The sequence below is a fragment of the Massilia sp. P2_C2 genome, from assembly GCF_056404615.1.
In genome coordinates this window covers 1-21,564 of sequence record NZ_JBFUDR010000084.1, presented here as the reverse complement: position 1 = coordinate 21,564, position 21,564 = coordinate 1, and the positions used below count along the sequence as shown (strand labels likewise).

Sequence of the window (21,564 nt, the reverse complement as noted above, 5' to 3'; positions counted from 1 at the left end):
CCGCACGCCCGCGCACCGGCCGCGCACGCGGCCGTCGAACAGCGCGGACGCGAATTCATCCCGTGGGTCACCGTCGTGCAGACCGGGACCAGCGTCGACTTCCCCAACAACGACACGATCCGCCACCACGTATATTCGTTCTCGGAGCCGAAGCGCTTCGAGATCAAGCTGTATGCCGGCAAGCCGGGCCAGCCCATCGTGTTCGACAAGCCGGGCCAGGTCGACATCGGCTGCAACATCCACGACTGGATGGAGGCCCATGTGCTGGTCGTCGACACGCCCTGGTTTGCGCGCACCGGCGCGGACGGCCGCGCCACCATTGCCGGCGTACCGGCTGGGCGCTACCGCGTGCGGTTGTGGCATCCGCTGCAGAAGGCGGCACCCGCAGCGGAAAAAAACGTCGGCGAGATCGACGTGGACGACAGCCCGGAACGCCTGACCCTCGTGCTCGACGCGCGTCCGCGCACGCCCCGGCCGCACGTGGACGATCCAGACCGGTACTGACATGTCATCGCGATCGCTGCGGCACCGGATTGCCATCGTCTTCGTCGGCCTGCTGGTGCTGGTGATGGGGCTGGTGCTGGCCCTCGTCCACAGCAGCAGCGCGCGCATCGTCGGGCACGAGACGCAGCGCGAACTGGCCGTCGGCGCCCGGGTCTTCCAGCGCCTGCTCGACCAGAACCAGCGCCAGCTCGAGACGGCCGCCTTTGTCCTGGCCGCCGACTTCGCATTCCGCGAGGCGATCGCCACGCAGGACCAGCCCACCGTGCGCTCCGTGATCCGCAACCACGGCCAGCGCATCCACGCCCAGGTGATGATGGTCACCGGTACGGACGGCCGGATGATCGCCAGCACCCAGCGCGCCACGGCCGGCGAGCCGTTCCCGTTCCCCGACCTGCTTGCCGCGGCGGAAGGCGCCGGCCGCAGCGCGGGCTTCCGCCAGATGCGCAACGGCCAGCTGTACCAGGTGGTGCTGGTGCCGATCATGGCGCCCACGCGCATCGCCTGGGTGGCGATGGGCTTCCAGGTGGACGACCGCTGGGCGCGCGACATGGCCGACGTGACGGGCCTCGGTGTGCACGTTGTGCGCGTCGGGACGCCGGGCCTGCTCGCGTCGTCCGCGCCGCCCGCGCAGCGGCCCATGCTGGCGGACGCGCTGGTGACAAGAAGCAGCGACATCGACGCCGGCGGCGCGCACTACGCGGCAACGCGCGTGCCGCTGGACGGCGGCATCGAGGCCGTGCTGCAGTTGTCCATGGCCCAGGTACAGACGCCGTTCGGACAGTTGCAGGGACGTCTGCTGGTCGTGATCGTCGGGGCGGTGGGCGTGTTCGCGCTGGGCAGCCTGATGCTGTCCGGGCGCATCGTCCGGCCGCTCAACGAATTGTCGGCCGCCGCGCGCCGCATCGCGCTGGGCGACTATGCGCAACCGCTGCCGCCGGCGCAGGGCGACGAGATCGGCCAACTGGCCGGCAGCTTCGAGCAGATGCGCACGGAGATCGCCAGCCGCGAGGAACGCATCGCGCGGCTGGCGTATGTCGACGGCCTCACGGACCTGCCGAACCGTACGCGCTTCCTGGACGCCTTCGCCCGCCTCACGCCCGGCGCGGACGCGGCCGTGCTGGTCGTGAACGTCGACCGCTTCGCCCTCATCAACCATGCGCTGGGCCACGTCGTCGGCGACCGCCTGCTGCGCGCCGTGGCGAGCCAGCTGGAGCCGCTGGTGCCGCAGGGCGGTATGCTGGCGCGCCTGTGGGCCGACCAGTTCGCGTTCCTGCTGGAGGGGGCGGACCATGACGCCGCGCTCGGTTTCGCCGACGCCGTGCTGGCAGCGCTGCGCGATCCCGTCACGCTGGACGGCCAGCGCCTCGACATCGAGGCGAGCGTCGGCATCGCCCTGTATCCGGACGATGGCCTCGATGCGGGCACGCTGTTGCGGCGCGCGGAACTGGCTCTCGGCGCCGCCAAGCGCCGCCATGCCGGCGTCGCGTTCGCGCTCGATACGGGCGGCGAGCCGGCGCACGAGCAGTTGTCCCTCATCGGCGACATGCGGCGCGCGCTGCAGGCCGGCGAATTCACGCTCGCGTACCAGCCCAAGCTGGCGCTGGGCAGCGACCGCATCGTGGCGGTGGAGGCGCTGCTGCGCTGGCAGCATCCGGTGCGCGGCAGCATCCCGCCCGCGCGCTTCATTCCGTTCGCCGAGCAGACAGGGTTCATCCGCGAGATCACGCCCTGGGTGCTGGAGACGGCCGTGCGCCAGGCCGCCGTGTGGCATGCGGCGGGGCTCGATGTCGCCGTGTCGGCGAACCTGTCCACGCTGGACCTGCTCGACCCGCACCTGGGCCGGCGCGTGCGCGACCTGCTGGAACGCCACGCCGTGCCGGCGCGCCGCCTGTGCCTGGAAATCACGGAGAGCGCGCTGATGGACGATCCGGCGCTGGCGCAGGCGCACCTGGACGAACTGGCCGGGCTGGGCATCAAGCTGTCGATCGACGACTATGGCGTCGGCCAGGCATCGCTGGCCTACCTGAAAAGCCTGCCCGTCGACGAACTGAAGCTGGACCGCAGCTTCATCACCGCGATCACGGAGTCGCCGCGCAACGCGGCCATCGTGGAGTCGACCATCATGCTCAGCCACGCGCTGGGCCTCACCGTCGTCGCGGAAGGCGTGGAGACGCTGGCCGAGCTGCGCTGGCTGCGCGAGCACGGCTGCGACATCGCGCAGGGCTATGGCATCGGCCGGCCGATGGCGGCGGCGCAGCTGGAAGAATGGCTGGCCGGTTTCGCGGCCAGGACAACGGTCTGAAGAGGTTCAGGCGAGCAAATCGAATGCCGATGGCGGCCGTCCGCCGCTCGTCGTGCCGAACAGCGAGCTGGCGCCGTCCCCCGACACGGTCACGGTGCTGGTGCCGACGGCCTTGAAGTCGAGCGTGACGCCGGGGGGGCGCTACTGAAGCGGTTGCCCGTGCCGGTGACGGTCTTGCCGTCGACGGTCACCAGCGCATCCAGCGCGGCGCTCGCCAGGCCAGCAGCGCCTGCAGGGCGGGGTCGCCGGAGACGTCGATGCGCATGGCGTTCGCGGCGCCGGGCTGGCCGGTCAGGCGCAGCGCGACGCCCTTGTTGCCTGGTACGAGTTGCGCATCCACGCCGGCCGCCTTGAACGCGGCGGCGATGCCGTCCAGCGTATTGTCGGGGGCGCCGATGCGGAGAGTCTTCGTGCCGCTGCCCGTTTCGACCTTGACGACGGTCGGTGCGCCACTGCCGATGGTCGTGCTGGTGGCCGGCACCTGCACGGTCACGAGCTGCTGCGCCCGGGCCAGCTGCTTCACTTCCACCTTGTGCGTGCCGGCCGCCGCGCCGGGTGCCGTGATGCGCGCATCGAGGGCCTTGCCGTCGACCTGTACCGCCACTTTCAGGCCGCCGGCGGCGAGCGCGCCGGCGACGGATTTCACGTCATCCAGCACGTTCGCGAGGCGACCCAGCGTGGACAGGCGCGCGTCGTCGCGCCGGATCTGCGCGTCGAGGCCCTGCAGGCCCGCATTGCGCGCGGCCAGCGCCTGCACGGTGGTGCCGTACAGGTTGGACAGGGTCGTGGAAGGAATGGTGGTCATGCCTGCTGGTTCATGCACGTGTCGTCCGCATGATGGACCACGGTTGCATCGGCCGTCAACACCGGCGTTTCGACGAAACCGGCGACGGCGCCGACGATCTCGCCGGTGTCGTCGCGCAGGGGCAGGGCGCTGACGATGAGGTGCAATTCGTCGTCGTCGGCGAAGCGCAAGGTCAGCGCCTCGTCGTGGATCTCTTCGCCGGTGGCGGCGCGCTGCAGCGGCAACTGGTCGAAGGCCAGCTGGGTGGCGCCGGCGTACACGGCGAAGGCGCCCTCGCCGGGGCCGCTCAGCGACGGGCTGTCGCCGCGGCGCAGGCGCAGCAGGCGTTCGGCGGCGGGATTCGCCTTGACGCGCAGGCATTCGCGGTCGCTGGCGATGCATAGCGCGGCGGGGGCGGCCTGCATCAKGCCTTCCAGCTCGGACGTGCGGCGTTGCTCGCGGCGCACGCTGTCGCGCAGGGCGTTCGAAAGCCGCTGCTGTTCGCTGGTTTCGACGACGGTGAGCGTCACGCCCAGCAGGTTTCGGTCGCGGTCGTAGTGCGGATAAAAGTCTGCGCGCCAGGCGCGGCGCACGGTGGGATGGGCGGCCGTCGTGCCTTCGAACGTCAGGCCGAGGAGCGCCTGGCCGGTCTGCATGACCTGGCGGATGGGGCCTTCGGCCGCCGGCGCCACGTCCGGTATGACGTCGTGGATCGACTTGCCGATGTGTTCTTCGATGGCCAGGCCGTTCATCTCGGCCAAAAGGCGGTTCAGGCGCACATAGCGCAGGTCGCAATCCAGCACCGCCGCGCCCACCGGCACGTGCTCCAGCATCGCTTCCATCTCGAGGGCGGCGCGGCGCAGGTCCGCCACCTCACGGTCGAGGGTCACCAGGCGTTGCTGCTGCCGGCCCAGGAGAATGGCGATGACCGCTGCGAGCGGCATCCACATCATCAGAAGCTCTGCACTGACCACGGGCACGGGAATCCTCGAAGGTGACGTAATTCACGAACGAAATTTAACAATCATAGACTATCAGTTCCAAAAATATCATTGACCTTGCGAAATCATCAACGTATGCGGGTGTGGGTGTGGCTGTTTGAGAGGGAACATAGTGATTTGAGCGCATTAATATGTGGCGCTGCAACATCACCGGGCGCGGCGGGCGACCGTAACTTTAGGTATTTCACGAATTTGCAAAGTCGATAATAATCCGCTGCCGGGTCGGCCATAAAGCAGAGGAGGCAAATGTGCCCGCGGTGAGGGCTATCGCACCTTGCTCGTCAACGAGCCGGAATGCGGCACGGCGTCAGCGCTGCCGCCCCCTGCGCTGGCGATCCTGCCGCTCGTCGTCATGGGTGTGGCGAACTTCATCCTGACGCGCCAGATCCCGCAATGGTATGGCGACGCCTACACGGTGCCGGCCGAGATCCTGCCACAGCCACGATCAAGACGGTCGTCGCGATCTGGGCGGTGGAAGCGGCGCTGCTGCTGGGATTGTCGTCGTGATCCTGACGGCGTTCCGCCGCGTGGCAAGTCGCTTCGCGGACCGGGCGAAGGCGGCCGTCGGCGGGGCGCTGCTGGCCGCGATGAACACGGCGTCGGAATACGGTTTCGGCGGCGTGATCGCCGCGCAGCCCGGCTTCATCGTCGTCAGCGACGCTCTGAAAAGCATCCCGAACCGCTCGTCAACGCGTCCGTCTCGGTGAATTCGCTCGCCGGCATCACGGGCTGCTATCGAAAACGTGCGCACACGTGTGCAGCGTTCTCTTCCTGCCCCGAGCCGTCCTGCTGACCGTGCTCGTGCCTGACAGGCGTTACTTTCCCGCCTCCCGCCGGCCCATCGCCGGCGGCAGTGCCCGGCGTCACCGCCCGGCTCGCCTCGGGTAGCGCCGTTTGCGCCGCATGGGCGCCGGTGACGAGCCGTTGCAGATTGATCGCCGCGTTCACATCGCGGTCGTGGTGCGTGCCACACTCGGAGCAGGTCCAGGTACGTCCCCCCAGACTTAGCGCGGCGTATCGGTGGCCGCACGCCGAACACAGCCTGCTCGATGGATACCAGCGGTCCGCCAGCACGAGTTGGGTACCGTAGCGCGTGGACTTGTACTGCAACTGGCGCCTGAATTCATAAAAGCCGACGTCGGAGATCGCGCGCGCCAGACGGGCATTGGCCAACATTCCGTGCACGTTCAAGTCCTCGATCACGACTGCCTGATTCTCGCGGCACAACCGGGTGGTCAGCTTGTGCATGAAATCGTTCCGCACGCGGGCGATGCGCGCGTGCAGCCGCGCCAGCGCACGGGCGCCACACGTTCGGTTCTTCGATACCGGCAGCCGTGTGCCTTTCGGGATCGGTCCTTTGATGCCGAAAGTTTTCCTGGCCGCTTCCAGCTTGCGTGACTGGCGCCGCGAACGGATGCGCAGGCGTCGCAGGGCCGCAGCGAGCGGACGCGGTGCCGCGATCTTCTCGCCGTTCGATAGGGTAGCGGCCGTGCTCACGCCCAGGTCGACGCCGATAACGCCGTCAGCCGTGCGACGCAGGCGCGCGACGTGATCCGGCACCTCGACCTGCACCGCCAGATACCAGTGGTCGGCGTGGCGTCCGACGCTTGCTCCCATGATCCTGCCGGGCCAGCGCAGACGCTCGCGCAACGGCACGCGACCGATCTTCGGCAACACGGCTTCCATCCCTTCAATGCGGAATTTATCGTTGGCAAGGTAGAACGCATCGCGACAACGCCCTTTCTTCTTGAAACGCGGTCGGTGCGCCAGTTGGCCTGTGCGACGTTGGGCGAAGTAGCGGGACCATGCTTTCGCGAGATTCACGAAAGGCTGCGCATGGGCGTCACGGTGAATGGTGCGCAACCAGGGCTGGCCATCGTCGTCCAGCCAGTCCGGRTCCGAGTACTTGATGCCGTTGAACTGCTTCTTCAGTGCCATCGCATTYGGTTYCTGGCCGRCGGCGACCTGGCGGTTCCACTCGGCSAGCGCCCAGTTCCARACCCTRCGYGCGGTACCGGCMGCGCGCGCRAAATAATCGCGCTGCGCAGGCGTCGGGTCGAGGCGGATGTTGTGGGAAAGGAGCACGATCGTGGATTCCGTTCAGTAGGGCGTTGGACCGAAGCATGCTGAACAAGTTCCAATGTCATCAGAGAATGTGCGCGATGGGTGCACGTACCAACACATTCGAGCATCAAACCGAGTACCAGGTAGCAGCTCCGCGTCGGGCGGCATGAGCATCGCGCTGGCCGCGATGTCGGACCTGTTCATCCGTGGCGCGCACGCCGCGCAGATTCCGCTGGAAGTGCTGCACCGCGTGGTGTCGATGGCCAGCGGCGGCATGGACACGCTGCCGCACAACGGCGCCGTCATCACGCTGCTGGCGGTGACGAGCCTCACGCACAGGGAATCGTATCGCGAGATCTTCGCCGTCACCGTCATCAAGACGCTGGCCGTGTTCTTCGTGATCGGGTTCTACTACGCGACCGGGCTGGTGTAGGGCGCGACGACCCGCACGACCGTCTCGCAATAATCGCGAAAGCCCATGCCGAGGTAGAGATCGTGGGCCCGCCGGTTGGCGCTCATCGCATGCAGGAACGGCGTCTCGCCGCGCGCCAGCTGGCGCCCGACGAGCTTGAGCATCAGGCGCCTGGCGAGCCCGCGGCCCTGGAAGTCGGGATGCGTGCAGACGCCGCTGACCTCGCGCAGGCCGGCGGCGGCCATGCGTTCGCCGGCCATCGCCACCAGGCGGCCGTCGTCGAAGATGCCGAAGTAGTCGCCCAGCTCGATCGTGCGCGGGCCGAACGGGCCGGGACGCGTCAGCATGGCCAGCGCCATCGCCTGGTCCACGTGTTCCGGGCCCAGCGCGACGGCGTCCGGGGCGGGATCGTCGGCCGGGCCGGGACGGCCATCCCACACGAGGCGGAACATGGTGGCCTCGACGTCGATGCGCCATCCTTGCGGTGCCGGGCCGGACCAGGCGTCGCAATAGAACTGCTCGCCGGGACTGCAGAACGGCCGCAGGGCGGCGAAGTCGGGATCGTGCGGATCGGGGAAGCCGACGATGGGCGAAAAGCCCGGCGCGTAGCGGCGCGCGCGGTCGGTGCCGGCGGAGAGGTGCTGGTGCGGGCCGTTCAGGCAGTTCCAGAAGATGTTGTCGAGCGGGTGCGTCATGGTCGTCAGGCCGGAAGGCGCAGGATCCAGTCCAGCAGCGGTTGCGCCGCGTCCTGCCGGGCGGGCCGGCGCGAAATCAGTTCAAGTTCCATGGCCTGTTCCGGAGTCGCTCTCGACCGTATGTTAGCGCAAACGCCACGGGCGGGTGGGTGCATCGGGCCGGGCGCGGCAGGCCAGCCATGCGCGCAATTACAACGCCTGCAAACCCGATGATGGTCAAAATACAGTCACGTGGATATATTGAAAATATTGTTTCCTTGTGGAAAGCAAGTCTGCTTCCGGTATCGCCACAAATCGCCGTCTCGCCATGCATCGAAATCCGACCCGTGTCGCCCAGGTACGTGCCCAAGGTTTTACGTTGATCGAACTGATCGTCGTGATCGTCATTCTCGGCGTTCTGTCGGCGGTCGCCTTGCCGAAATTTGTCGACCTGGACGCGTCGGCCCGTGTTTCGTCGCTCAATGCGCTGGCCGGCTCGGTCAGGACGGGAATCAGCATGACCAGGTCGCTTACCGCGATCCGCGGCGCGGGCACGCCGGCCGGCATTGTCAACCTGACGTTCGTCGATATGGACGCCAACACCCAATTGCGTGTCTGGAATGGTTATCCCGATCGATGGTGCGATGGGATCGGCCCAGTCCTGCAAGGCATGACCGTTCCGGCCGGCGGCTGTTATCGGTCGACCGCGGCAGTCCAGGTCGATGGCTATACGTTCTACGGCTTCGGCAACAACAAATTGCCGAACGGCGATGCAGGGTGGCGGATCGAGAACGCGCCCACACCGATGCAATGTTCCGTGCAATACACGTATAACGGCACCGGTGTTCCCATTGTTAAGGTGAATACCAGCGGCTGTTGAACCGCTTGATTGCGCATGCAATGCACCGGCGCGCCGCACCGCTGGGCTTTTCGGTAGCATGGAGGCTTCAACTTTCCGTTTGCCTCAATGGAGATCCATTCCTCAATCGCCACGCCCTGCTGCGTCGACGACGTATTCATCACGGCGGAACTGGAGCGGCGTCCACGCCGGGCGCCGGATCATGCGGCCGAGAACCGGGCCATGGCCGCGCTCGCCCGGCAACTGGCCATCGATCCGCACGGCGTGCCGCAGAAACTGGCCGAGCTGGTCATGGAATTGTGCGACGCCGACTCGGCCGGCATCAGCCTGCTCGAGGAGCAGGACGGGCGCCAGTTCTTCCGTTGGCACGCGGCGGCCGGGCTGTTCGCGGACCACCTGGGCGGCACGATCGATTACGACACCAGCCCGTGTGGCGTGGTGGTCGAACGCAATCAAACGATGCTGATGCGGCATGGCGAGCGCCGCTTCGAGGCAATGGTCGGCTTCAAACCGCCCATGGTCGAGAACCTGCTCGTGCCGTGGACGGCGGATGGACGCGCGGTCGGCACCGTGTGGGTCATCAGCCACCGCCCCGACCGCCAGTTCGACGCCGAGGATGCGCGCGTGCTGCGCAACCTGGCCGACTTCGCGGCGGCCGCCTACCAGGCCATCGTCGCGCTGGAAGAAACGGCGGAGAGCCGGCGCGAGCTCGTGCTGGCGGCCGAGGAGCGCACGCGCGTGCTGGCCGGACACAACCGCATGCTCGAGCACGAGATCGCCCAGCGCCTGCAAGCCGACGACGCGCTGCGCGCCAGCGAACAGCGTTACCGCGACCTGATCGGCGCCATTCCCGCCGGCGTCGTCGCCTGCGACGAATCGGGGGCCGTCGTGTTCCACAACGCCTGCGCGGACCGCTTGTGCGGAGGAGCGCCGGGCCAGACGCCGGCCTGCTGGGGGCCGGACGCCTGCGTCGCGCACGGCCACCCGCTGGCCAATTTCACGGCACCGCTGCACGAGGTGCTCACCAGCGGCGAGCCCGTCGTCGACCGCGAACTGGCCATCGAGCGGCCGGACGGCACCCGCATCGACGTCCTGCTCAACATCACGCCGCTGCGCGACCTCGCGGGCAGGATCAGCGGCGCCGTGAACATCGTGCAGGACATCACGGTGCGCAAGCGGTTCGAGGCGGAATTGCGGGCGTCGGAAGAGCGTTTCCGCACGCTGTCCAACGCGGCGCCCGTGCTGATCTGGCAGAACGACGACGAGGGCCGCAACGTCTTCGTCAATCAGTACTACCTCGACTTCACGGGCAGGCCGCACGAGGCCGTGCTGGGTTCGGGCTGGCAGGAGCTGGTGCACCCGGACGACGCGCCCGCGTACATCGCCGACTACATGGACGCCGTGCGCCAGCGCCAGCCCTGGCGCAACCTCGACCGCGTGCGGCGCCACGACGGCCAGTGGCGCTGGTTCGACAATTACGCGCAACCGCTGTTCGCGCCGGATGGCCGCTACGCCGGCCACGTCGGCGCCTCGCTCGACATCACGGATGCCGTGCTGGCCGAGCAGGCGCTGAAGGAAACCGACCGCCGCAAGGATGAATTCCTGGCCGTGCTGGCACACGAACTGCGCAACCCGCTCGCGCCGATCAGCAACGCGGTGCACCTGCTGCGCCATCCGGACGGCCGCCGCCGCTCCGACCGCCTCGTCGAGATGCTGGGGCGCCAGGTGCGCCAGATGGTCAAGCTCGTGGACGACCTGCTGGAGATTTCGCGCATCACGCGCGACAAGATCGAGCTGCATCTGCAACTGCTGCTGCTGGACGACGTCGTGCACGGCGCCGTCGAGACGAGCCGGCCGCTGATCGACCAGAATCATCACCACCTCGAGGTCAGCCTGCCCGACGAGCCGCTCACGCTCCATGCGGACAGCGTGCGCCTCACGCAGGTGCTGGCCAACCTGCTGAACAACGCCGCCAAGTACACCGACCAGGGCGGCCGCATCGACCTCACGGCGCGACGCAGCGGCGCCCAGGTCGAGATCACGGTGCGCGACAACGGCATCGGCATCCCGCCCGGCCACCTGCCGGAAGTGTTCGACATGTTCACCCAGGCGCACCGCGCGGCCGGGCGCGGCCAGGGCGGGCTCGGGATCGGGCTCGCCATGGTGCGCAGTCTCGTGCAGATGCATGGCGGCACCGTCGAGGCGAAGAGCGCGGGGGCGGGGCATGGCAGCGAATTCATCGTGCGCCTGCCGCTGGCCGAGGCGCACGACGACGCGCACGCGGGCGACGCGGCGGGTGGTGGCGGCAGCGCGCCGCTGGCCGGCCAGCGCATCCTCGTCGTGGACGACAACCGGGACGCGGCCGACACGCTTGCCATGCTGCTCGAAGCGGATGGCGCCCAGGCGCGTGCCGTGTACGACGGTCCGGCGGCGCTGGCCGCGCTGCGTGGCCAGCGTCCCGACGTGGTGCTGCTGGACCTCGGGATGCCCGACATGGACGGGTTCGAGGTGGCAGGCCGCATCCGCGCCGATCCGGCACTGGCGAGCGTGCGCATCGTCGCGTTGACGGGGTGGGGGCAGGAGCGCGACCGTGAACGCACGCGCGGGGCCGGGTTCGATTTTCACCTCACCAAGCCCGTTGACCTGGACATGCTGCATGCGTGGCTGGGGGTGAACCGGTAGGGTGGACGGCTCCGTCGTCCACGCGTCGATAGTTGGCGGCTCCGATATCGCGCACGAACCCGGAGCCGCCAACAATCACCGCGTGGGCAGCGCGAGCATATCGACGGCGCTGCCGTGATCGGTGGAGCTGCCCACCCTACGAGCTATGTCGCGTTGACCGACTGCTCGCGGAACGCCTTGCGGTACGCCGCCGGCGACGTCTGCAGCGCCGCGCGGAAATGCTGTCGCGTGCGCACGCGTGCGCGTGCCCGATGATGGCGAGACCTGCGTATTTATCCACGCCGGCGCGGGATCGCGGTAGTATGCGGGAAAGCGGCACCGTGCCGCGCACCGACGAGGATCGCCCATGCCCATCGATGCCACCGAATTCGAGGAATACCTCCACTTCGCCAACGAGCTGGCCGATGCGGCGGCGGGCGCGATCCTGCCGCATTTCCGCGCCACCGGCGGCGCCCGGAACAAGAGCGCGCACGGCTTCGACCCGGTGACGGCGGCCGACCGCGGCGCCGAGCGCGTGATGCGCGCACTGATCCTGGCCCGTTATCCCGAGCACGGCATCCTCGGCGAAGAAGAGGGCGCACAGAAGGGCAGCACCGGCCTCACGTGGGTGCTCGACCCCATCGACGGGACCAAGGCATTTCTCCTCGGACTGCCGCTGTGGGGCACGCTGATCGCGCTGAACGACGGCACGCGCCCGGTGCTGGGCGTGATGAACCAGCCCTTTACGCGCGAGCGCTTCGTCGGCACGACGCAATGCGCGTGGAACGGCGGGCATGTGCTGCACACGCGGCCCTGCGCGCAACTGGCCGACGCGTACGTGATGTGCACGTCGCCCGACATCTTCGACCCCGCCCAGCGCATCGCCTTCGACGCCGCGGCCGGCCAGGCGCGGCTGCTGCGCTACGGGGGCGATTGCTACGCCTATTGCATGCTGGCGTCAGGGCTCGTCGACGCCGTCATCGAGGCCGGGCTGCAGCCGTGGGACGTGCAGGCGCTGGTGCCGATCATCGAAGGGGCCGGCGGCGTGATCACGGCGTGGGACGGCGGCGATGTTCAGCACGGCGGCACGGTGCTGGCGTGCGGCGATCGGCGTCTGCACGCACAGTTGATGCGCGAGTTGTGCAACGCAAACACATCGCAAACGTCCGCGTGGGCACAGGGTGCCCACCCTACGTAGTGGTCGGCCGTAGGGTGGGCACCCTGTGCCCACGCGTGACGTACAAGGGCCCGGTCAAGTTTTTTTTGCAGGCACCTCGTGATCGCCCAGCAGGATCTTGTCCGGCGTGATGGGCGTCGTGCGCAGGCGCTTGCCCGTGGCGTGGAAGATGGCGTTGGCGACGGCCGCCGCCACGCCCACGATGCCGATCTCGCCCACGCCCTTGGCGCCCAACTGCCTGCTGACGATGCGGTCTTCCTCGTCGGCGAAGATGACCTGGATGTCGTGGATGTCCGCGTTGGCCGCCACGTGGTATTCGGCCAGGTTGTGGTTCATGAAGCGTCCCAGGCGCTGGTCCGTGACCGTCTCTTCATGCAGCGCCTGGCTGATGCCCCACACGACGGCGCCGCTGACCTGGCTTGCGGCCGTCCTGGCGTTGATGATGCGGCCGGCCGCGACTGCGCTGACGGCGCGCGTGACCCGCACCATGCCCAGGCGTTCGTTCACGCGCACCTCGACGAAGACGGCCGAGTGCACGGCGCGCGAATACTTGCGCTGCTTGAGCAGTTGCGGCGTCATGAGGAATTTTTCCTCGACCCGGTCGCGGCCCGCCTGTTCCAGCAGCCCGGTGAGCGCCACGCCCTCGTCCGGCCGCCCGCGCAGGTGGATGCGGCCGTCGGCGAATTCGACGTCCTTCGCCTTCAGGCCCTTGAAAACCGAATCCTTCTGCCCCTGCGCCAGCTTGAACAGCGTGGTTTTCAGCTTGTCGCAGGCGCCGGCCACGCCGCCGCCCACCGTCGTCACGTGCGACGAGCCGCCTTCCACCGGCGCCAGCGGCAGCGTGGAATCGCCCAGCTGGAATGTCACCCGTTCGAGCGGCAGGCCGAGGCGTTCGGCGGCGATCATCGCCATCGCCGTGTACGTGCCGGTGCCGATGTCGGATGCGGCGCTCGATACGACGAGGTGGCCGTTCGCATGCAGTACGGCCGACACGCGCGCCACCAGCACGAGCGAATCCCAGATGCCGGTCGCCATGCCCCAGCCGATCAACTCGTCGCCCGCGCGCATCGAGCGCGGTTCGATGGGACGGTCCTTCCAGCCGAAGCGCTCGGCGCCGAGCCGGTAGCACTGGCGCAGCTCCTTGCTGGAGAACGGCTTGTCTTCCAGGTGGTTGTGCTCCGCGTAGTTCTTCAGGCGGAATGCCAGCGGATCCATGCGCAGGGCGTACGCCAGTTCGTCCATCGCCACTTCCAGCGCGTGCACGCCGTGAGCGGCGCCGGGCGCGCGCATGTCGATCGGCGTCGCACGGTCCTGTTCGACGAGCTTGTAGCCCAGGTGGATGTTGTCGCACGCGTACGCCTGCCCGGACCAGTTGACGACGACTTCTACATAATCTTCCAGGCGCGACGTCTCCTGCACCGCCTCGTGCCACACGGCCTGCAGTTTGCCGTCGCGGTCGGCCGCCAGCCTGACCCGATGCCAGGTCTCGGGGCGGTGGCCGAAGCTGAACATCTGCTGGCGCGTGAGAACCACGCGCACGGAGCACTTCAACTTCAGCGCCGCCATCACGGCCAGCGGCAGCTGGTATTGCGGACGCAGGCCGGAGCCGAATGCGCCGCCCACATACGGGTTGCGCACCGTGACCTTGTCCTTCGACAGGCCGAACACGTGCGACACATACCAGCGGCTGTTCTGCGAGCTCTGGGTCTTGTCGTAGACGGTCAGGTGCCCGTCCTCGCCATAGACCACGGTGGAGGCGAACATCTCCATCGGATTGTGGTGCTCGACCGCGTTGTAGTACTCGGCGTCGATCTTCACCGGCGCCTCGTCGAACGCCCTGGCGGCATCGCCCTTCGAGCTGGGTGGCGTGAAGCCGGCCTTCATCGGGCGCGGTTGATAGGCATTGCCCAGGCGCGCGAGGAGGGCGGTGTCGTGCTCCTCGATGTCGTAGGTGACGCGCACGAGGCGCGCGGCGTGGCGCGCGGCCTCGAACGTGTCGGCCACGACCAGCGCCACCGGCTGGCCGCTCCAGAACACGCGGCTGGAAAACAGGGGCCGGAACGGCGAGCCGCCGGGCGCCGTCATGTCCTTGTACGCGAGGTCGTACGTGCGCATCTTCGGTCGGTTCTCGTGCGTGATCACGTCGATCACGCCCGGCACCGTGCGCGCGGCCTCCGTGGCTATCGCCTTGATGCGGCCGCGCGCGACGGTGCTGCCGACCACGACGCCGTGCGCGAGATCCGGCGCCGGCACCTCGGCCGCGTAATGGGCCGCGCCCGTGACCTTGGCGCGGCCGTCGACGCGCGGGACGGCCATGCCGCTGCGCACGCGGCCCGTGCCTTCCGGCGCCGTCGGCGTGCGCAGTTCGGGGATCAGGTCGGTCATGCGGCTTCTCCCTGGCTGGCCACGCGGGTGCCGCGGGCGGCTGTCGTCAATGCCTGCACGATGGCGTTCCTCGCCAGCGGCACCTTGAAATCGTTCTGGCCATGGCCGCGCGCGCCCTGCAGGATGCGGTCCGCGGCTTCCCCGGATGCGGTTTCGTCGGCGGGGCGGCCCGCCAGCAGGTCTTCCGCAGCCTCGACGCGCCACGGCTTGTGCGCGACCCCGCCCAGCGCGATGCGGGCGGCGCGCACGGTGCCGTCGTCGTCCAGGTCGAGCGCGGCCGCCACCGATACGAGGGCGAACGCGTACGACAGGCGGTCGCGTACCTTGATGTAGGCGCTGTGGCCGGCGAAGCGGCGCGCGTCCGGCAGGGTGATGTGGGTGACCAGTTCGCCCGGCTGCAGCGTGCTGTCGACGTCGGGCCGGTCGCCCGGCAGCCGGTGGAAGTCGGCGAACGGGATCGTGCGCGCGCCGGTCGCCGCCCGCACGTGCACGGTGGCGTCGAGCGCGCGCAGGGCCACGCACATGTCGGACGGATGCGTCGCGATGCAGTGCTCGCTCGTGCCGAGGATCGCCAGCTGGCGGTTGATGCCGGCCTTGGCGGGACAGCCCGTGCCCGGCTCGCGCTTGTTGCACGGCGTGCCCACGTCGTAGAAATAGACGCAACGGGTGCGCTGCAGCAGGTTGCCGCCGTTCGTCGCCATGTTGCGCAGCTGGGGAGACGCGCCGGCCAGGATCGCGGCGGACAGCAGGGGATAGCGCTCGCGCACGAGCGGGTGCCAGGCGGTGTCCGCGTTGCGGGCGAGGGCGCCGAGGCGCAGGCCGGCGCCGTCTTCCTCGATGCCGTCGAGGCCCGCCGCGGCGACCGGGTTGATGTCGACGAGGGCGGAAGGTGCCATGACACCCTCCTTCATCAGGTCGAGCAGATTAGTACCGCCGGCGATGGGCCGCGCACCCGGCGCGGCGAGGGCGGCCAGCACGGCGTCGACGTCCTGCGGCTGGGTAAAGGCGAACGGGTTCATGCGAGCACCGGCCCGGTCGTGCAGCCGTCGCCCGGTGCGGCGGGCGCGATGCCCATCACCTCGCACACCGCATCCGCGATCTGGGGATAGGCGCCGCAGCGGCAGATATTCCCGCTCATCAGTTCGCGCACGTCGTCGCGCGTGCGCGCCTGGCCCTCGGCGACCAGGCCGGCCGCCGAACAGATCTGGCCCGGCGTGCAGTAGCCGCACTGGAAGGCGTCGTGGTCGATGAAGGCCTGCTGTAGCGGATGCAGCGCGCCGCAGTCGGCCAGGCCCTCGATTGTCGTGACCTCGTGGCCGGCCTGCATCACGGCCAGCGTCAGGCAGGCATTGACGCGGCGGCCGTCCAGCAGCACCGTGCAGGCGCCGCACTGGCCGTGGTCGCAGCCCTTCTTGGTGCCGGTCAGGCCGGCGCGGTCGCGCAGCAGGTCGAGCAGCGTGACCCAGGCTTCGACCTGGAACTCGCGTTCCTTTCCATTGATGCGCAGGCGGATGGGGTACTGCTGGCAGGCGTCCATGGCAGTCCTTCGTTGAGCGAAGGCTCCACTTTACGGACTCGAACAGGGCGGTTCGGTTAGATCACACACGCTGGTGCGCGCGCCGGCCGCCCGGCTGTGCCATTTATGCAGCACACGTGATGGTTTTTGCATAAAAAGTGAATTTTCGCCAATTATTTCACTGTAGAATGTTTCAAAGTTATATAACGGCACAGGCTGTACCTGCCGTGCAACGGTCGTGGCCTGGGCGCACACAGCCGTGATATTCGGATAGAATTTCCTTCAAGGCTGCGTGCTTCGCCCGGTTCAGCGACGCTGCCGGTTCTTTCTTCGCCGTCCAGGCAAGGATGCTCATGCTCAGTCAACAGGAACTCGCAGAAGAAGCGCGCGTACAAGCCTTGCACGCGCTGGGGATGCTCGATACGCCCCAGGAAGACCGGTTCGATCGTTTCACCCGCCTCGCCGCGGCCGCATTCCGCGTTCCCATCGCCCTCGTGACGCTCGTCGACCGCGAGCGCCAGTGGTTCAAGTCGCACGTCGGCGTCGTCTGGCGCGAGACCCCGCGCGCGCTTGCCTTCTGCAGCCATGCCATTGCCCTGGACGACATGCTGGTCGTGTACGACACGCTGCGCGACGAGCGTTTCGCGGCGCACCCGCACGTGACGGACGCGCCGCACATCCGCTTCTATGCCGGCCAGCCGCTGCACAGCGTGGACGGCCAGCCGCTCGGCACCCTGTGCATCATCGACACGGTGCCGCGTGACTTCGGCGCCGCCGAGCGACGGATGCTGATCGACCTGGCGCGGCTCGTGCAGGACGAACTGAATCGCGACGTGCCGTCGGCCGCGCGCCGGCACGACGGCAAAGCCGCCCTCGAACAGGCGTTGCGCCAGAAGCAGGAACTGCTGGACGCCGTGCTGGAAAGCGTGGACGTGGGCGTGATCGCGTGCGACGCCGCCGGCCGCCTGACCGTGTTCAACCGTGCGGCGCGCGACATCCACGGCGTCGATGCCGATCCGTGCCTGGCGCCGGCCGACTGGTCCGCGCGCTACGACCTGTATGGCGAGGACGGCATCACGCCGCTGGCCCCGGACCAGATCCCGCTCGTGCGCGCACTGCGCGGCGAGCGCGTATCGACCGTCGGCATGACGATCCATGCGCCGGGCACCCCGCCGCGCCACGTGCTGGCGAGCGGACGTGCGCTGCACGGCGCGGACGGCGAGGCGCTGGGTGCCGTCGTCGCGCTGAAGGACGTGACGGAACTGGATCTGTCGCGCGCCCGCCTTGCCGAAAGCGTGGAATGGCTGCGCACCATCGCCGACAACGTGCCGGCGCTGATCGCCTACGCCGACACGGGCCTGCGCTACCGCTTCGCCAACGAGCGCTATCGCGAATGGTTCGGCGTGAAGCCGGCGGACATGCTCGGCAAGACCGTGTGCGAGGCGATGGGGGAGGCGTTCTACGCACCGCGGCGCGAGGCGCTGGCGCGTTGCCTGGCCGGCTACGCGTCGCACCTGGAGATCGAAGAGGAGCGCCGCGGCCGCACCCGCGTGATCAGTTCGACCTATCTGCCGCACATGCGCGACGGCGTCGTGCAGGGCATCTACGTGCTGTCGACGGATGCCACGTCGGCGCGCGAATACGAACGCCAGCTGCACGCGCTCGCGCATTCCGATTGCCTGACCGGGCTGCCGAACCGGCGCAGCTACGAGGAGCGCCTGGCGCAGGCCATCGCGCGCGCCCGGCGCGGCGCCTCGCCGCTGGCACTGGCCTACCTCGACGTCGACCACTTCAAGCAGATCAACGACGGCCTCGGGCACGCCGTGGGCGACACCGTGCTGCGCGAGTTCGCGCGCCGCCTGGGCGCCGCCGTGCGCAGCTCGGACACCGTGGCCCGGCTGGCCGGCGACGAATTCGTCGTCGTGCTGGAGCAGGTCGGCTCGCCGCTGGAATGCGAACGCATCGCCGCCAAGCTGCTCGAGGCGATCCGCCCGCCGTTCGCGCTCGATGGCCGCACCCTGCAGGTCACGACCAGCATCGGCATCGCCTGGAGCCCGCGTCCGGACCAGGCCGTGCTGACGCACGCGGCCGACGAGGCGATGTACCTGTCCAAGCACGCGGGCCGGAACACGGCCTCGGTGCGGGTCGTGGCGGGCTGACCGGCCGGCCATCGTGGCCGGCAGGCCGGGCAAGCCTTCTGTCCTGCCATCATGTTCATGCCCACCACCATGCGCGTATGGACGCGGCGCCGCGACGCGGCTAAGCTGGAGCTGAAGGGTTTCGAGGGACGCACCCATGCAGAATGCCGATGACAGCGCCGCTCCCACTACCGGACAGGTCGGCACGGCCTCGTCCGCTGCATCGCGCCGTCCGCTGGCGGCGATCGTCGTCGTGCTGCTCGTGTCGTTCTGCCTGCTGCTGGCCGGCCTTCAGGGCTGGAGCGCCTGGCACGCGTACCACGCCCAGCTGGAGGACAGCCGCATCGTCACGGCCAATATGGTGCGGGCGCTGGCGTCGCAGGCCGAGACGTCGATGCGGGTGGGCGACGCCGTGCTGTCCGAGATGGTGGAGCGCGTCGAGCACGACGGCCTGGACGATGCCGCCACCGGGCACCTGACGAAGCGCCTGCAGGGCATCATGCACGATGCCGGTGAATTGCGCGGCCTGTTCGTGTACGGGCCGGACGGCAAGTGGATGACGTCGTCGCTGCCGCGTCCCATGCAGGGCAATAATTTCGACCGCGAGTATTTCCAGTACCACCTGCTGCATGACGGACGCGGCACCCACGTGGGCGTTCCCGTGCGCAGCCGCTCGACCGGCGCGTGGATCCTGCCGCTGTCGCGCCGCATCGAGGCGCCCGACGGCAGCTTTGCCGGCGTGGCGCTCGCCACGCTCGACCTCGCCTGGTTCGGCCGCTTCTACGAGAGCTTCGACGTGGGCCAGCGCGGCACCATCCTGCTGGCGCTCGACAACGGCACGCTGATCTACCGGCGTCCATTCCACGATGACCAGGTCGGCATGGACATCCGCGACGGCACCATCTGGGAACTGGCCCAGCGCGACGACCCGGCCGGCTCGGGCATGCTGACCCCGAAGATCGACTACATCGAGCGCATGTACAGTTACCGGCACCTGCGCGGCTTTCCGCTGTTCGTTGCCTGCGGGCTGGCCCGCGACGAGATCCTGGACGGATGGCGCACGATGATGCTGCAGACGGCCGCGCTGGACGCGGGCGCGATCCTGCTGCTGGTATTCGGCGGCGCCGTGCTCGTACGCCAGGTCCGCATCCGCGAGCGGCTCGAGCGCGACCTGCGCCGCGCGGGCGCATCGCTGTGGCGTCACAATGCCTCGCTGGAAAACCAGGCCGACACCGACAGCCTGACGGGCCTGGCCAACCGCCGCCAGTTCGAGGACAGCCTCGTGCGCGAGTACGAGCGCGCGCGCCGCAGCGGAGCGCCGTTCGCCCTCATCATGGCGGACGTCGATCATTTCAGGCAGTACAACGAGCGCTATGGCCACCTGAGCGGCGACGATTGCCTGCGCAGGCTGGCCGCCGCCATCGCCGACGGCGCGCGCCGTCCTGCCGACCTGGTCGCGCGCTACGGCGGCGAAGAATTCGGCGTCATTCTGGCCGACACCGACCTCGCCGGCGCCAATGCGGTGGCCGACACGCTCCGCGCTGCCATCGCCGCGCTGGACCTGCGCCATCCCGAGAATCCGGCCGGCCGCGTCACCGTCAGCATGGGCGTGTACGTGGGCCATCCGGCGCTGGCCGAGCGCAACGATCCGCTGGCCTGGGTGGAAGTGGCCGAGCAGCTGCTGTGCGAGGCGAAGGAGGGCGGCCGCAACCGCGTCGTCGCGCGCGAGGGCGACGAGGCCGCGACGTGAGCCTGGCTGCCTGCGGTGCGTCCTGAAGGCCGCGGAAAGGCCTACACTGTAAACATCCCGACCCGATACGGGGGGACGTATGGAAACCATGGAAGTGAACGACTCGTCGGCCAGGCGCGGCAGGCGGACCCCGGTGCTCGACGACCAGTTGTGTTTCGCGCTGTACTCGACCGGCCTGGCGATGAACAAGGTGTACCGCAAGCTGTTGCGCAAGCTGGACCTGACCTATCCGCAATACCTCGTGATGCTGGTGCTGTGGGAAAAGGACGAGCAGACGGTGTCCGAGATCGGCGCCCGGCTGTTCCTGGACTCGGCCACGCTGACGCCGCTGCTCAAGCGGCTGGAAGCGGCCGGGCTGGTGAGCCGGACCCGCTCCGCTACCGACGAGCGCCAGGTCGTCATCGGCCTGACTCCCGTCGGCCGGGTGATGGAGCATGAGGCGACCGCCATCTACGACGGCGTCGTGTGCGCTACCGGATGCACGCCGTCCGAACTGGCCGCGCTCAAGCGCCAGCTCGACACCTTGCGCGGCACGCTGGCCGACCATGCCTGAGCGCGGGGGACAGCATGGCGATGGCGTGCGTCTTGCAAGTCGTACGCGATTCAATCGCGCCCATATCTGCATGTCTGAAACACCTGGTTACCCAACGCGTTGTGTCAGAATGGCGGCCTTCGAATCGAGGACGCCATGGAGAGATTGATTTCGGAATTGATGCGCCTATACCTGTTGCCGGGCAGCCCGGCCGCGCAGGCGCTGGCGCAACGGGCACCTGACGGGCCATGCGATCCCGTCGGGCTGGCATCGAGCGATGGGCTGATCCGCGCCATCGCGCTCCCGTTCCGCAAGGCGGCCGGCGAGGATGTCCAGCACTGGGAGCGCCTGTGCGCCGTCGCGAACGGCCTGCAGGCGGACTTCGGCTTCCCGGCCCCGGCCGTGAGCGTCGCCAGCGCGGGCGGCTATGTGCTGTGGCTGTCGCTGGAAGCCCCGGTGCCCGTGGCCGAGGCGGGACGTTTCGTGGCCGGTCTGGAGCGCCTCTGGCCGGACACGCTGCCGTCACCGGATACCGTCGGCATGCCCGTCGAACTGCCGCCGTGCCTGAACGGCGTCACCGGCCATTGGGCCGCCTTCATCCATCCCGGCATGGGCGCATCGTTCGCCGACGAATCCGGACTCGACATGGCGCCGCCCGCGGTGGGGCAGGTCGCGTTCCTGGAAGGCTTGCACAGCATCGCCGCCGACCAGTTCCGTGCGGCGCTCGACCGGCTTGCTCCGCCGGCCCCGGCGCCTGTGGCCTCGCCCGCGCTCGCGCTCGCGCTCGCGCTCGCGCGGGACGGCG

The 21,564-nt window shown here is 68.8% G+C and carries 16 protein-coding genes and 2 pseudogenes; 11 read left to right on the top strand and 7 right to left on the bottom strand.

The annotated features are described in order from the left end of the window. The coding region (locus AC1DYX_RS12375) for a hypothetical protein (protein ID WP_477259100.1) at positions 1–504 on the top strand (504 nt) is incomplete at its 5' end. Between the two features lies 1 nt (position 505). Continuing rightward, the gene (locus tag AC1DYX_RS12370) at positions 506–2,806 is read left to right on the top strand and encodes a putative bifunctional diguanylate cyclase/phosphodiesterase (RefSeq protein WP_477259099.1); all 2,301 of its coding nucleotides are present in this window, start codon (positions 506–508) and stop codon (positions 2,804–2,806) included. Positions 2,807–2,993: 187 nt separating this feature from the next. Here the strand turns inward: AC1DYX_RS12370 and AC1DYX_RS12365 are convergent, their stop codons facing one another. Beyond that, positions 2,994–3,611 carry a flagellar cap protein FliD N-terminal domain-containing protein gene (locus AC1DYX_RS12365; RefSeq protein ID WP_477259098.1) on the bottom strand — a complete coding sequence of 206 codons (618 nt, stop codon included), beginning with the start codon at positions 3,609–3,611 and terminating at the stop codon, positions 2,994–2,996. Next, on the bottom strand, positions 3,608–4,543 hold the full coding sequence (locus AC1DYX_RS12360) for a PAS domain-containing protein (protein ID WP_477259097.1): 936 nt from the start codon (positions 4,541–4,543) through the stop codon (positions 3,608–3,610). Before AC1DYX_RS12360 ends, AC1DYX_RS12365 begins: the two co-directional genes overlap by 4 nt. 298 nt (positions 4,544–4,841) lie before the next feature. On the opposite strand from AC1DYX_RS12360, the pseudogene AC1DYX_RS12355 reads away from it, so the two are divergent. Next, positions 4,842–5,321 (top strand): annotated as a pseudogene (locus AC1DYX_RS12355) (GntP family permease); the annotation flags it as partial. A gap of 2 nt (positions 5,322–5,323) precedes the next feature. On the opposite strand, the gene AC1DYX_RS12350 reads toward AC1DYX_RS12355, so the two are convergent. Continuing rightward, positions 5,324–6,676, bottom strand: a complete 1,353-nt coding sequence (locus AC1DYX_RS12350) for an RNA-guided endonuclease InsQ/TnpB family protein (RefSeq protein ID WP_477259096.1) — start codon at positions 6,674–6,676, stop codon at positions 5,324–5,326. Between the two features lie 124 nt (positions 6,677–6,800). Here AC1DYX_RS12350 and AC1DYX_RS12345 point away from each other — a divergent pair. Then, positions 6,801–7,088 (top strand): annotated as a pseudogene (locus tag AC1DYX_RS12345) (GntP family permease); the annotation flags it as partial. Here the strand turns inward: AC1DYX_RS12345 and AC1DYX_RS12340 are convergent. Then, entirely contained in the window at positions 7,067–7,762 is a 696-nt protein-coding gene (locus tag AC1DYX_RS12340) for a GNAT family N-acetyltransferase (RefSeq protein WP_477259095.1), read from the bottom strand. The pseudogene AC1DYX_RS12345 and the gene AC1DYX_RS12340 sit on opposite strands and share 22 nt — an antisense overlap. A 358-nt stretch (positions 7,763–8,120) precedes the next feature. On the opposite strand from AC1DYX_RS12340, the gene AC1DYX_RS12335 reads away from it, so the two are divergent. The 3 genes from AC1DYX_RS12335 (at position 8,121) to hisN (ending at position 12,459) form a co-directional block, all read left to right on the top strand. Beyond that, positions 8,121–8,621, top strand: a complete 501-nt coding sequence (locus AC1DYX_RS12335; protein WP_477259094.1) for a pilus assembly FimT family protein — start codon at positions 8,121–8,123, stop codon at positions 8,619–8,621. A gap of 87 nt (positions 8,622–8,708) precedes the next feature. Continuing rightward, the gene (locus AC1DYX_RS12330) at positions 8,709–11,282 is read left to right on the top strand and encodes a PAS domain S-box protein (protein WP_477259093.1); all 2,574 of its coding nucleotides are present in this window, start codon (positions 8,709–8,711) and stop codon (positions 11,280–11,282) included. 346 nt (positions 11,283–11,628) lie between these two features. Continuing rightward, positions 11,629–12,459: a histidinol-phosphatase gene (hisN, locus tag AC1DYX_RS12325; RefSeq protein WP_477259092.1), complete on the top strand. Its 831-nt coding sequence runs from the start codon at positions 11,629–11,631 to the stop codon at positions 12,457–12,459. Between the two features lie 54 nt (positions 12,460–12,513). Here hisN and AC1DYX_RS12320 read toward each other — a convergent pair whose 3' ends face one another. From AC1DYX_RS12320 to AC1DYX_RS12310, 3 genes are read right to left on the bottom strand one after another with little or no spacing between them, the layout of a single operon-like run. After that, the gene (locus AC1DYX_RS12320; RefSeq protein WP_477259091.1) at positions 12,514–14,823 is read right to left on the bottom strand and encodes a xanthine dehydrogenase family protein molybdopterin-binding subunit; all 2,310 of its coding nucleotides are present in this window, start codon (positions 14,821–14,823) and stop codon (positions 12,514–12,516) included. Further along, entirely contained in the window at positions 14,820–15,842 is a 1,023-nt protein-coding gene (locus AC1DYX_RS12315) for an FAD binding domain-containing protein (RefSeq protein WP_477259090.1), read from the bottom strand. The genes AC1DYX_RS12320 and AC1DYX_RS12315 overlap by 4 nt, the downstream gene beginning before the upstream one ends. Further along, a complete protein-coding gene (locus AC1DYX_RS12310) occupies positions 15,839–16,360 on the bottom strand; it encodes a (2Fe-2S)-binding protein (RefSeq protein ID WP_477259089.1) in 522 nt (173 codons plus the stop codon). The genes AC1DYX_RS12315 and AC1DYX_RS12310 overlap by 4 nt, the downstream gene beginning before the upstream one ends. A gap of 332 nt (positions 16,361–16,692) precedes the next feature. Between AC1DYX_RS12310 and AC1DYX_RS12305 the strand changes: the two genes are divergently transcribed. The 4 genes from AC1DYX_RS12305 to AC1DYX_RS12290 all read left to right on the top strand — a co-directional run. Further along, a complete protein-coding gene (locus AC1DYX_RS12305) occupies positions 16,693–18,498 on the top strand; it encodes a sensor domain-containing diguanylate cyclase (protein ID WP_477259088.1) in 1,806 nt (601 codons plus the stop codon). 136 nt (positions 18,499–18,634) lie between these two features. Further along, a complete protein-coding gene (locus tag AC1DYX_RS12300) occupies positions 18,635–20,227 on the top strand; it encodes a GGDEF domain-containing protein (protein WP_477259087.1) in 1,593 nt (530 codons plus the stop codon). 88 nt (positions 20,228–20,315) lie between these two features. Next, entirely contained in the window at positions 20,316–20,780 is a 465-nt protein-coding gene (locus AC1DYX_RS12295) for a MarR family winged helix-turn-helix transcriptional regulator (protein WP_477259086.1), read from the top strand. Positions 20,781–20,915: 135 nt separating this feature from the next. Next, positions 20,916–21,564: hypothetical protein (locus AC1DYX_RS12290; RefSeq protein ID WP_477259085.1), on the top strand; the 649-nt coding region annotated here is incomplete at its 3' end.

Excerpts from the sequence above, each read along its gene's own strand:
- AC1DYX_RS12370 (WP_477259099.1), top strand. The coding sequence starts at position 506 with ATGTCATCGCGATCGCTGCGGCACCGGATTGCCATCGTCTTCGTCGGC.
- AC1DYX_RS12365 (WP_477259098.1), bottom strand. The coding sequence starts at position 3,611 with ATGACCACCATTCCTTCCACGACCCTGTCCAACCTGTACGGCACCACC.
- AC1DYX_RS12340 (WP_477259095.1), bottom strand. The coding sequence starts at position 7,762 with ATGACGCACCCGCTCGACAACATCTTCTGGAACTGCCTGAACGGCCCG.
- AC1DYX_RS12330 (WP_477259093.1), top strand. The coding sequence starts at position 8,709 with ATGGAGATCCATTCCTCAATCGCCACGCCCTGCTGCGTCGACGACGTA.
- hisN (WP_477259092.1), top strand. The coding sequence starts at position 11,629 with ATGCCCATCGATGCCACCGAATTCGAGGAATACCTCCACTTCGCCAAC.
- AC1DYX_RS12320 (WP_477259091.1), bottom strand. The coding sequence starts at position 14,823 with ATGACCGACCTGATCCCCGAACTGCGCACGCCGACGGCGCCGGAAGGC.
- AC1DYX_RS12315 (WP_477259090.1), bottom strand. The coding sequence starts at position 15,842 with ATGAACCCGTTCGCCTTTACCCAGCCGCAGGACGTCGACGCCGTGCTG.
- AC1DYX_RS12310 (WP_477259089.1), bottom strand. The coding sequence starts at position 16,360 with ATGGACGCCTGCCAGCAGTACCCCATCCGCCTGCGCATCAATGGAAAG.
- AC1DYX_RS12305 (WP_477259088.1), top strand. The coding sequence starts at position 16,693 with ATGCTCAGTCAACAGGAACTCGCAGAAGAAGCGCGCGTACAAGCCTTG.
- AC1DYX_RS12300 (WP_477259087.1), top strand. The coding sequence starts at position 18,635 with ATGCAGAATGCCGATGACAGCGCCGCTCCCACTACCGGACAGGTCGGC.
- AC1DYX_RS12295 (WP_477259086.1), top strand. The coding sequence starts at position 20,316 with ATGGAAGTGAACGACTCGTCGGCCAGGCGCGGCAGGCGGACCCCGGTG.